Origin of the sequence: Proteus appendicitidis, from assembly GCF_030271835.1 — a bacterium.
In the GTDB taxonomy this organism is placed as follows: domain Bacteria; phylum Pseudomonadota; class Gammaproteobacteria; order Enterobacterales; family Enterobacteriaceae; genus Proteus; species Proteus appendicitidis.
In genome coordinates, this window is the sequence record NZ_CP127389.1 from 3,263,895 (window position 1) to 3,276,223 (window position 12,329).

At 40.3% G+C, this 12,329-nt stretch carries 11 protein-coding genes; 1 reads left to right on the top strand and 10 read right to left on the bottom strand.

Annotated features, from left to right (window positions below):
- Nucleotides 1-3: 3 nt before the first annotated feature.
- The 10 genes from QQS39_RS15065 to rpsB form a co-directional block, all read right to left on the bottom strand.
- On the bottom strand, nucleotides 4-501 hold the full coding sequence (locus QQS39_RS15065; protein WP_151435970.1) for an OmpH family outer membrane protein: 498 nt from the start codon (nucleotides 499-501) through the stop codon (nucleotides 4-6).
- A 92-nt stretch (nucleotides 502-593) separates the two neighbouring features.
- On the bottom strand, nucleotides 594-2,996 hold the full coding sequence (bamA, locus tag QQS39_RS15070) for an outer membrane protein assembly factor BamA (RefSeq protein WP_151435971.1): 2,403 nt from the start codon (nucleotides 2,994-2,996) through the stop codon (nucleotides 594-596).
- Nucleotides 2,997-3,035: 39 nt separating this feature from the next.
- The gene (rseP, locus tag QQS39_RS15075) at nucleotides 3,036-4,388 is read right to left on the bottom strand and encodes a sigma E protease regulator RseP (protein WP_151435972.1); all 1,353 of its coding nucleotides are present in this window, start codon (nucleotides 4,386-4,388) and stop codon (nucleotides 3,036-3,038) included.
- Between the two features lie 9 nt (nucleotides 4,389-4,397).
- Nucleotides 4,398-5,261 (bottom strand): phosphatidate cytidylyltransferase, encoded by an 864-nt coding sequence (gene cdsA / locus QQS39_RS15080; protein ID WP_151435973.1) that lies wholly within the window; start codon nucleotides 5,259-5,261, stop codon nucleotides 4,398-4,400.
- Nucleotide 5,262: 1 nt separating this feature from the next.
- Nucleotides 5,263-5,964, bottom strand: a complete 702-nt coding sequence (gene uppS, locus QQS39_RS15085; RefSeq protein WP_265576340.1) for a polyprenyl diphosphate synthase — start codon at nucleotides 5,962-5,964, stop codon at nucleotides 5,263-5,265.
- Nucleotides 5,965-6,247: 283 nt separating this feature from the next.
- A complete protein-coding gene (ispC, locus tag QQS39_RS15090; RefSeq protein WP_151435975.1) occupies nucleotides 6,248-7,441 on the bottom strand; it encodes a 1-deoxy-D-xylulose-5-phosphate reductoisomerase in 1,194 nt (397 codons plus the stop codon).
- A 192-nt stretch (nucleotides 7,442-7,633) separates the two neighbouring features.
- Nucleotides 7,634-8,191, bottom strand: coding sequence for a ribosome recycling factor (gene frr / locus QQS39_RS15095; protein WP_099074409.1), 558 nt, complete (start codon nucleotides 8,189-8,191; stop codon nucleotides 7,634-7,636).
- 111 nt (nucleotides 8,192-8,302) lie between these two features.
- The gene (pyrH, locus tag QQS39_RS15100; protein ID WP_023582710.1) at nucleotides 8,303-9,031 is read right to left on the bottom strand and encodes a UMP kinase; all 729 of its coding nucleotides are present in this window, start codon (nucleotides 9,029-9,031) and stop codon (nucleotides 8,303-8,305) included.
- A 136-nt stretch (nucleotides 9,032-9,167) separates the two neighbouring features.
- Complete coding sequence (tsf, locus tag QQS39_RS15105; RefSeq protein WP_072064261.1) at nucleotides 9,168-10,019, bottom strand: translation elongation factor Ts; 852 nt, start codon at nucleotides 10,017-10,019, stop codon at nucleotides 9,168-9,170.
- 135 nt (nucleotides 10,020-10,154) lie between these two features.
- The gene (gene rpsB / locus QQS39_RS15110; protein ID WP_023582712.1) at nucleotides 10,155-10,880 is read right to left on the bottom strand and encodes a 30S ribosomal protein S2; all 726 of its coding nucleotides are present in this window, start codon (nucleotides 10,878-10,880) and stop codon (nucleotides 10,155-10,157) included.
- 596 nt (nucleotides 10,881-11,476) lie between these two features.
- Here rpsB and map point away from each other — a divergent pair.
- A complete protein-coding gene (gene map / locus QQS39_RS15115; RefSeq protein ID WP_159363554.1) occupies nucleotides 11,477-12,274 on the top strand; it encodes a type I methionyl aminopeptidase in 798 nt (265 codons plus the stop codon).
- The last annotated feature ends 55 nt before the right edge of the window (nucleotides 12,275-12,329 follow it).

Consider the following 12,329-nt stretch of genomic DNA (forward strand, 5'->3'; position numbering starts at 1 on the left):
CTATTATTTAACCTGTTTTTGAACCTGAGCAGTAATATCTTTACCATCTGCGAAATAAGGTACAGTGTTAGCATCAAGGATCACATCATAGCCTTCTTTCTTCGCTACTGCATCAACAGCGTCTAATACACGTTTCATGATTTTATTGCGTTCTTCAGCTTGACGACGGCTAAAGTCTTGCTCAAAAGCTTGTGCTTTTTGTGCATATGCTTCACGTTTAGCAACCAGATCTTTCTCTGTATTTGCACGTTGTGTTGCATTCATCGTTGGTGCGTCTTTTTGATATTTCTCAACAGCTGTCTGTAATGATTTACCTAAATTCTGCAATTCAGTGTCACGTGATTTGAATTCATTTTCCAATTGTTTCTCTACCGCATCACGGTTAGGAATTTGTTGGAGAACTTGACCGATGTTCACAACACCTACTTTATCTGCGGCTTGAACACCTGCTGACATGGTCAATGCCATTCCTAGGGCAGCGGCACATAACAATTTTTTCACGATTAAACTCCTTAAAACCAAAAATAATTTTTTGTCAGAAATCGGATGCCTTTTTCAGCATTGTGAATCAGGCATCAACTTTACTTACATCGCTACCACGTTCTACCAATATTAAACTGGAATTGCTCTGATTTATCGCCTTCGTAATCTTTTATTGGCTTAGCATAAGAGAATACTAACGGACCTAAAGGAGATAACCATTGTAACGCAACACCGGTTGAAACACGTATATCACTTGCACGGCTATAATCAGGCATACCTGCTGTCCAAGCTGAGTTAGTGCTACTCCACTTAGTATCCCACACCGTACCTGCATCAACAAACAGAGACGTTCTGACTGAAGATGAGTATTTATCATCTACAAATGGCGTTGGAGTGATCAGCTCAAAACTTGCCACCGCCATTGCGTTACCACCGATAGCATCGCTAGATGGCTCACCCGGTTTTGGTGATACTACACCGTCTTTTTTCTGCAAATAAATCGCTTTAGGGCCGATATTATTTGAACGGAAACCACGAACTGTACCAGAACCACCTGCATAGAAGTTTTCATAGAATGGTAATTCTTTACCACCTAAACCATCGCCGTAGCCTAAACGCCCTTTAAGTAAGGTTACCCAAGACTCTTTCTCATTAATTGGGTAATAGTACATACCGTCCCAAGTAACTTTATAGTACTTGTTGTCAGAGCCAGGTATAGTCACACGTCCACTTAAGTTACTTCTCGCACCTGAGGTTGGGAAGAAACCTTTGTTTAAGTTATTAAATGTCCAGCCCAGACTGACCGTATAGTCATCAGCGTTAAACGATTCACGTTTATCAAAGCCAGGATTTTCACCCATACTTTCTAGGTAGCGCCACATAGCAACCTGCGGTTCCATACGTGACAGACCATTATGAGTATAGCCTAAGCCAAGACGTGCCGAGTTATATTCATTAATTGGGAAGCCTAATGTACCATCTAGACCATAAGATTTATTGGTATAACCTGATAAATCAGCATCATTAGCGCGGAAGTCATTATAGAAAACTCGACCGCCTAAACTCACACCATTAACGGTAAAGTATGGGTCAGTCACAGATAATTCTGCATAAGTTGAGTAATCATTTTTACTCGCATTAATAGCAACTGCGTTACCTGTACCTAACCAGTTATCTTGAGTAACACCCACTTGGAAGCTCACACCACTTTCAGTACCGAAACCGACACCAAAGTTAAGGGAGCCTGTGTTACGCTCTTTTACGCGGTAAACGATATCAACCTGATCAGGAGAACCAGGAATACGCTGAGTTTCTGTTTCAACCGTTTCAAAATAACCTAAACGATTTAAACGCTCTTTACCTTGTTCAACTAAATCGCTACCTAACCATGCACCTTCCATTTGACGCATTTCACGACGTAAAACAGAGTCTTTAGTGATGTCATTACCAGCGAAACGGACTTGACGAACATAGAAGCGGTTTCCTGCATCTACGTTTACATGCAGTTTCACGGTTTTATTTTCATCATTAATTTCAGGGTTTGTCATAACGCGAGGATAAGCATATCCATAACGACCTAACAGATTTTTAATATCATTTTCTGTTTTAGTGACTTGCGCGCCATTATAAAGAGAGCCAGGTGCAATTTCGATAAGCTCTTCAATTTGTTTAGTGTAACCCGCTGTATTACCATTGACCTCAGTATTTTCTACTGTGTATTTATCACCTTCTTTCAGGTTAATGGTAATGTAAATTCCTTTTTTGTCTGGCGTTAAACTGACATTCGTCGATTCAATATCAAAACGTGCATAACCACGATCAAGATAGAAACTTCTTAATGTTTCTAAGTCACCAGCCAATTTTTGCTTCTGATATTTTTCATCAGCCGCTAAGTTCCACCAAGGAACATCATCACGTAATTGGAAGCGGTTAACTAGCTCAGCCGTAGAAAATGCTTTATTACCAACAATGTTGATTTGCTGAATAGTTGCTGAAACACCCTCTGCAAACACGAGTTTTAAGTCAACACGATTACGAGGAAGAGGTGTAACAACCACTTTTACAGTTGCATTATATTTACCAACACTATAATAGAAATCTTCAAGCCCTTTCTCGATATTCGCTAGCATTGTACGGTCAAGCGTTTCACCAATACGAATGTTAGAAGCATCAAGGTTCTGTTTTAGCATCTCTTCCTTGATTGCTTTGTTACCAGAGAAAGTAATGCTGGCAATAGTTGGACGCTCTTTTACTTGAACAATCAGAGTATTTCCGTCACGCAGGACACGAACATCATCAAAGTTTCCTGTCGCAAATAATGAACGGATAGTTCGGCTGATATCATCATTACCGACCGAGTCTCCAACCCGGACAGGCATGTTCAGTAATGCTGCACCAACGGCGACGCGTTGAAGACCTTCAAATTGAATGTCCTGAACTACGAATCCGTCTGAACCGTATGCAGTGGCGCTGCCCAGCAGCAGCGACGCTATAAGCAACTTTTTCATCGCCATCGTTGTTTTGTGTTTTCCTAACCGGTCCCTGCTTACCAATTATAAGCGAGAGAAATCATTGAAAAGTGCAAGTCCCATTAAAAGCATCAGTGCCATAATACCAATACGATAACAGAAATCTTGTACACGCTCAGATACCGGCCCTCCCTTTATCTTCTCGATAACCAGGAAAAGCAGGTGCCCGCCATCTAGGACAGGCAGGGGAAACAAGTTAATGATCCCCAAATTGACACTGATAAGCGCCATAAACATCAAATAATAAATAAAACCAGAATCAGCAGACATTCCTGCGCCTTTCGCGATAGAAACAGGTCCACTAAGGTTAGTTAATTTGACGTCACCTACGACTAACTTGCCAATCATTTTGACAGTTAAACCCATCAACTGCCATGTTTTATCAGATGCTTCATAGAGAGCTGAAAATGGGTTGTATTGCTGCATTATCAAATATTGCTCATCAGGAGGTAATATTTGCAATTGCGCACCAACTTGCCCAACTTCAGTACCATCTTTCAGTGCAACAGCTGTCGGTGTAATATTTAACATCAACGAGGAGCCGTTACGTTCAACAAGAAGCTCCAAGACCTTATTTGGACTTTGTCGAACAAAATAAGTAAATGGATGCCATGTATCAATTGGCTGACCGTCAACTTTAACGATACGATCCCCTGCCTGTAAACCCGCTTTTTCAGCAGCGGAGCCTTCCGTAACTTCAATAATCTTTGAGTCTAATCGTGCGCCAACAGGCATTATCCCTAGAGACAAGATAGGATCTTGTTTTTCGGGGTCAAAACTCCATTGTTGTAAATTCAGTATATTCTCACTCTCAGAAAGAGAATTTGGATCTGAAACAACGAATGAAACCTCTTTGGCACCAATTTGACCAACTAACGCTAAACGAACTGCATTCTGATCAGGCGTTTCGATACCTGCAACGGATTTTAGTTCCATTCCGGGCGTTAATTTTGCTTGTTCTGCGATAGAATTCGGACGAATGTCTGCAATTATAGGTTTTAATGCAGGAACACCTATCATAAAAACTATCCAATAGGCGACTATCGCTAACAAAAAATTGGCAATAGGTCCTGCGGCAACAACCGCAGCTCGTTGGCCAACTGTTTTATTATTAAATGCAAGATGACGGCGCTCAGGTGCAACCTCAGCAACTCTTTCATCTAACATTTTTACATAGCCACCCAAAGGTATCCATGCGATAACAAATTCAGTGCCATGTTTATCTATTTTGCGCCAAATTGCTTTTCCAAAGCCAATAGAAAAACGCTCAACATAAATACCACAGCGCCTAGCTACCCAAAAATGCCCAAATTCATGTACCGTAATTAAAATACCTAAAACGATAATAAACGCGGCAAGATTCCACAGGATACCCATTACTTACCTTTATAGTTTAAAGCCAGAAGAAATCAGAAAGACCAATCCTGCAAAGACTGGGATAGCCGCAGTCAAACTATCAATTCTATCAAGCACACCGCCATGCCCCGGTATCAATTGGCTACTGTCTTTAATGCCTGAAACACGTTTAAACATGCTTTCTGCTAGGTCGCCAAATACGGATACTATGACAACAACGCCAGATATTAATAACAAGTTATTGGGGACTTCAGTCACAGGTGCAAAATAAGTAAATAACCACGATGCAATACCTGCCGTAATCAACCCACCAACTAACCCTTCAAGGGTTTTACCTGGGGATACTTTAGGTGCCATTTTATGTTTTCCGATTAAACGCCCGAAAGCATAAGCACCAGAGTCAGCAGCCCAAACTAATAACATGACATACAGTAACCACCATGCGCCTGTATAAGTGTCAGTGTTATAACCCAACATACGCAGCGCCATCATGCCACAATAAAAAGGAACAATCGTCAATATACCGAACAATAGCTTAATAAAAACTGAATTTTTCCACATATTGGCTGAATTAGGATAACTTACAACTAATAAAATTGCTGCTACCCACCAAATTAAACCCGCCCACAAACCATTTTTTATCATTGGAGTGTCTAGTAGGTGGTCAAAATTAGGTAAAGAAAACTGCATAATCACTAACAATGCAGCAAAACCGATCCCTGTCGCAATACGTTTACCTTGAGAATGCCAGCCAATAAATTGCGCCCATTCCCAACCCGCTAAACCTGATATTGCGATAATGACCAATCCAAAACCTGCTGGAGGAAGTAGAAATAGTGCAGCAATAACAATAGGGATTAAAATTAATGCAGTGATGACACGATACTTAAGCAAGTTATCCTCCCAGATTTATAGTATCTGTTTCTGATGTAGTACCACCGAAACGTCTTTCCCGTTTAGCAAAAGCATCTAATGCATTCTGAAAAACTTGTTCATCAAAATCAGGCCATAAAACCTGTGTAAAATACAGCTCAGCATAAGCAATCTGCCAAATAAGAAAATTACTTATACGATGCTCGCCACCTGTACGAATAACAAGATCGACATCAGGCTGATCCTGCAAACAAAGATGTGAAGATATTGTATTTTCATTAATATCGTCGAGACTAATTTCCCCTTTTGCGAGGGATGTTGCTAATTGTTTTACGCTTTGAGTAATATCCCATCGACCGCCATAATTAGCTGCAATATTTAAATTAAGCCCTGTATTATTCGCAGTGAGTGCCACAGAACTTTTAATTCGATCTTGTAAACGACGACTAAAACGGCTGATATCACCAATGACAGTCAATTTAACATTATGTTTATGCAGGCTTTTCACTTCGTTATCTAAAGCAAAAACAAATAACTCCATGAGAGAACTGACTTCCTGCTCTGGTCTATTCCAATTTTCGCTACTAAATGCATATAACGTTAGTGATTCAATTTTGTGTTTTACGGAAAAGCTAACCGCATCCCGAACTGCTTTAATTCCCGCGCGATGCCCCGTTACTCGGAGTTTCCCTTGCTTTTTAGCCCAGCGTCCATTGCCATCCATAATGATAGCAACATGCTTTGGTTTTGATGCGGATGAATCGTCACTGGATAAGTTCACTCAATTTAACCCTTTGCTAATCTGATACTAATACAGACAGTCCTCTTCGGATAACCTATGCACAAAAAAAAACCGTGTCACCCACGGCCTTTGGCAAAGCCTCAAAGTTGCTAAAGCAATAGCCTTAGTAATGAACTGTTAATTTTCATTATTGTCTTTAGTGATTCGGCAACTATACCATTAGCCAGAAAGACGAACAAACACCCTATATTAAATATAATCACCATTATACAAATTGAGTGATTATCTGATGAGTTTCTAATCTTGCTAATTTATCAATTTCTAGGACATCATTAATGCTTTGAGGCTCTGATAAGTCAAAATGTTCAACAACTTTGCGATTAATTTTAGCAATATCAGTAAATTTCACTTTTTCGTGTAAAAATGCATCAACAACTACTTCATTAGCTGCATTTAACACTGTGGTTGCCGCTTGTCCACGTTTTGATGCTTCAATAGCAAGTGCTAAACAAGGGTAACGTTGATAATCTGGACGAATAAACTCGAGAGATTGAATCTCAAAGAAATCTAATGCTTTTGCACCAGATTGAGTGCGATGAGGATAAGCCATTGAGTATGCAATTGGTGTTCTCATATCTGGCTCACCAATTTGAGCAATAATACTGCCATCACGATAGCGAACCATTGAGTGAATGACAGATTGTGGATGAATAATAACTTCCATTTCTTCTTCAGAAGCATTAAAGAAATAACGAGCTTCAATATACTCAAGCCCTTTATTCATCATTGTTGCAGAATCAACCGAAATTTTACGCCCCATAGACCAATTTGGATGCGCACATGCTTGATCTGGCGTCATTGCTTCCAGTGCTTCTAATGGCGTATAACGAAATGGTCCGCCAGAGCCTGTTAACAAAATGCTTGTTACACCTTCATTGGCTAAAGATGCATGACCTAGGTTTTCTTGAATTGCTTTAGGTAAGCTTTGATAAATTGCATTATGTTCGCTATCAATGGGTAAAATTGTCGCGCCATATTTAGCCACCGCATCAAAGAAAAGACGCCCACTCGTTATCAGTGATTCTTTATTTGCTAACAGAATTCTTTTGCCTTTTTCAATAGCTGCAAGTGTCGGTTTTAATCCCGCAACACCAGTGATAGCAGACATAACTTGATCAGCTTCATCAAGAGCCGCAATTTCATTGATCGCATGAGAGCCAGATAGAATTTCTGTTTTACAAGATGTATTAGCGAGTAACTGCTTAAGTTGGATTGCACTTTTTTCATCAGACATCACAGCATATTTAGGCTGGAAAGCAAGGCACTGCTGCGCCATTTTGTCTGCATTTTTTCCTGCGGCTAGAGCAAGGACTTGATACTCATCAGGATTATTTTCAATTACGGAAAGAGTGCTAGTTCCGATAGACCCTGTGGAGCCTAATATAGTTATTTGTTTCATTTATTAATCAATCAGTATGTCTACAACGTTTTAATTAAAGAGAATTATATCAGTATGGCAAGGTAAATGAGGATTAAAGATGAAAACTTTAATAAATAATGTGACAAAAGAAGGTATTAAGCACGAATTTTCAAATAAATAATTAAAAATAATGCCGCTAAAAAGCGGCATTATCGAAAAAAGATATAAAAATTAGAATTCCATTAACTCTGCTTCTTTCAGCGCTAATGCATCATCAATTTTTTTAATGAACATATCAGTTAACTTCTGAATGTCATCTTGTGAACGGCGTTCATCATCTTCGCTGATTTCTTTATCTTTCAGTAATGCTTTTACTTTATCGTTAGCATCACGACGGATATTACGAACAGAAACGCGACCTTGTTCTGCATCACCACGAACAACTTTGATTAGATCTTTACGACGTTCTTCAGTTAATGGAGGCAGTGGAACACGGATAATGGTGCCAGCAGATGAAGGATTTAAGCCTAAATCTGATGCCATAATCGCTTTTTCAACAGCCGGTGCTAAAGTACGGTCGAATACAGTGATTGCCAGTGTACGGCCATCTTCTGCGACAACGTTAGCAACTTGGTTTAATGGCGTTGGCGCTCCGTAGTATTCAACTACAATGCCATCTAAAAGGCTAGGAGACGCACGACCAGTACGAACTTTATTAATCTGGCTTTTTAGTGCTTCAACGCTTTTATCCATGCGTTCTTGAGCATCTTTTTTGATTTCATTAATCACGTTATAAACCCTTGGGAACTGGTTATCTTCCAGTCGATATGAAATCATACCGACATAAATGAATTGGCGTACCTAGATGTTAACGCCAAATTATACCGTTGTCTCTGTGTATTAAGCGTGAGAAATCAAAGTTCCTTCACTTTCACCCATTACAACCCGACGTAATGCACCCGGTTTATTCATATTGAATACGCGGATAGGTAAATTATGATCTCGGGCTAATGTGAATGCAGCAAGATCCATGACTTTCAATTCACGTTCTAATACATCCTGATAAGTCAGCGTTTCATAAAGTACTGCATCAGGATCTTTGGTTGGATCGGCAGAATAAACGCCGTCCACTTTCGTTGCTTTTAATACAACGTCAGCTTCAATTTCAATACCGCGTAAGCACGCAGCTGAATCGGTAGTAAAGAATGGGTTACCTGTACCAGCCGAGAAAATAACGACTCGACCGTGACGTAATAAGCTAATTGCTTCTGCCCAACTATAGTTATCGCAGACACCATTCAGTGGAAATGCAGACATAAGGCGTGCGTTTACATAAGCACGGTGCAATGAATCACGCATTGCTAAACCATTCATTACTGTCGCGAGCATTCCCATGTGGTCACCCACAACACGGTTCATACCTGCCGCAGCAAGACCTGCGCCACGGAACAAGTTACCACCGCCAATTACGACACCGACTTGTATACCTAATTCAACGAGTTCTTTGATTTCCTGAGCCATGCGATCAAGTACGCTCGCATCGATACCGAAACCTTCTGCGCCTTGCAGGGCTTCGCCACTCAGCTTTAATAAAATTCGCTGATATACAGGTTTTGCATTGGTAGCCATGGTGTTCTGTCCTAAGCAGATTAGTTAATTGGAGGTTTTAGATAGCTTCTCTTTTTAACAAAAAAAAGCAAACAGCCAGTGGAGATTACAACAAAACAGAACCGCCATTAGGCGGTTCTGTTAACGCTAAGCGTTATTATTTGCTCATTGCAGCAACTTCTGCTGCGAAATCAGCTTCAACTTTCTCAATACCTTCACCAACTTCGAAACGAACGAAGTTGATAACATCAGCATTGTTTTCTTTCAGCAGTTCACCAACAGTTTTGCTTGGGTCCATTACGAAATGCTGACCAGTCAGAGAAATCTCACCGGTGAATTTGTTCATGCGACCGATAACCATTTTTTCTGCGATTTCGCGTGGTTTACCTGATTGCATTGCGATATCCATCTGAATTTGGTGCTCATGTTCAACAACATCAGCAGGAACATCTTCAGGACGAACATATTCTGGTTTGCTTGCAGCAACGTGCATAGCAATATGTTTGATCAGCTCTTCGTTAGCGCCTTTAGCTGAAACTAAAACACCGATGCGAGCGCCGTGTAGGTAAGTACCTAATTCTTCAGCTTCTAATACAGCAACACGACGAATGTTGATGTTTTCACCGATTTTAGCAACTAATGCAGTACGTGCTTCTTCGAATTTAGCTTTCAGAGCATCGATATCATCAGTTTTGTCTGCTAATACAGTAGCCATAACTTCTTTACCGAAAGCGATGAAACCAGCATCTTTAGCAACGAAGTCTGTTTCACAGTTCAGTTCAACCAGCGCACCGAATTTACCATCAGCAGCAACTTCTGCAAGGATGATACCTTCAGCAGCAACACGGCCTGCTTTTTTAGCCGCTTTAGCTTGACCTGATTTACGCATGTTGTCGATTGCTAATTCGATATCACCATTAGCTTCAACCAGCGCTTTTTTACATTCCATCATGCCTGCGCCAGTACGTTCACGCAGTTCTTTTACCAATGCAGCGGTAATTCCAGACATTTGTTTCTTCCTCGACTTTTCTATGGGCTAGCCATAGATGTTCTCATAGCAGATGTGTAAAGGGGGCCAATTGAGGCCCCCTAACCAATATATAGCAATACCTGGTTAAATAAGGGCTCTTACGAGCATGCCTTATTATTCAGCTTCGACTAAGCCTTCTTCAGCCTGAACAGCCAGATCTTGAGAACGACCTTCACGAACAGCTGTAGCTGCAGCGGTCAGATATAATTTAACCGCACGGATTGCATCGTCATTACCAGGGATAATGAAGTCGATACCATCTGGATCAGAGTTAGTATCAACGATAGCAAATACTGGAATACCCAGGTTGTTTGCTTCTTTGATAGCAATGTGTTCGTGTTCAGCATCGATAACAAACAGAGCGTCAGGTAAACCGCCCATGTCTTTGATACCACCCAGGCTGTTTTCTAACTTACCAAGTTCACGAGAACGCATTAACGCTTCTTTCTTGGTCAGTTTGTCAAAAGTACCGTCCTGAGATTGTGATTCTAAATCTTTCAGGCGTTTGATTGACTGACGAACAGTTTTCCAGTTAGTCAGCATACCGCCTAACCAGCGGTGGTTTACATAAAACTGGTCACAGCTTTCTGCTGCTTCTTTAACAGCTTCAACGGCAGAGCGCTTAGTACCAACAAACAGGATTTTGCCTTTACGAGAAGCAATTTTGTTCAGTTCAACCAGAGCTTCATTGAACATTGGAACAGTTTTTTCCAAGTTAATGATATGAACTTTGTTACGCGCACCAAAGATGAATGGTTTCATTTTTGGATTCCAGTAACGAGTTTGGTGACCGAAGTGAACACCGGCTTGCAGCATATCGCGCATTGAAACAGTTGCCATTTTAGACCTCTATAAATTTAAATTTGGGGTTATTTCGTCCACAAATCCCATACGACCGACTCATCAGCTGTAAAGATTTGACCTTTACATAAGAGCACCCCGGCGTTATGTGCCGATTTGTGTGTGTAATTAACACAATTGAATGTTTCAGATTTACTGCCATTACTCACAGTGTGATGCAATAACAGAACTCCGGCGCGCTTTATACCATAAATAACCTCAAGAAACCACCATTACTTATGTTTACCACGGGCTTATTTGGCATAAAAACACATCATTTGAACAAAGAAAAAAGCAAGATTACCGCAATGATGACAAATATTACTCTAATATCAATTTGCTAGAAAACACCAAATAGAAAAGCGCAATATGTAAAGACAATCAGATTAAGAAGGCGTAATGTTCGTCATTATTCTCGATATCAGACAGATTGCACATATCCTCTTTATTGGCACACCTACTTTCTGCTGATATCATAAATGGTAATCAGAATTATTTCTCATCATCATTCATTTAACCTGCAATACAAAATATGAATGCAACAAAGTGTGTTATCTAATTCGTATTGTGGCTTTTAATCTAGACGAAGAACTCAAATGGCTATTGTAATCAAGACAGAAGAAGATATTCAAAAAATGCGCGTCGCAGGTCGTCTTGCGGCAGAAGTTCTTGAAATTATCGCACCGTTCGTAAAACCTGGCGTAAACACCGCTGAATTAGACCGTATTTGCCATGAACATATTGTTAACGCACAACAGGCTATTCCTGCTTGTCTTAACTATCATGGTTTCCCTAAATCAGTTTGTATTTCGGTTAACGATGTTATTTGCCACGGCATTCCTAGCGAAGAGAAAATCCTTAAAGATGGCGATATCGTTAATATTGATGTCACTGTCATTAAAGATGGTTTTCATGGCGATACTTCAAAAATGTTTATCGTAGGTAAACCAACAATACAAGGTGAACGTTTATGCCGTATCACCCAAGAAAGCCTCTACCTTGCCATTAAAATGGTTAAACCGGGTATTCGCTTACGTGAGCTTGGCAAAGCAATTCAAAAGTTTGTTGAAGATCATGACTATTCTGTTGTCCGCGAATATTGTGGTCACGGTATTGGTGAAGGCTTCCATGAAGAACCTCAAGTTTTACACTACGATGCAGATGATAGCGGTGTTGTGCTACAAAAAGGCATGGCATTCACCATTGAGCCAATGGTAAACACAGGTGATTACCGTATTCGTACAATGAAAGATGGCTGGACTGTTAAAACGAAAGACAGAGGTTGGTCTGCGCAATACGAACATACGTTAGTCGTTACCGATAATGGCTGTGAAATCATGACATTACGTAAAGAAGAAGAACCGTTTATTTCTGCAGTATTAGTTAACGAATAAACTTCTTTTTTAGCTAAAAATGTAAAAGCGACATATTTTTTCGAGATGTGTCGCT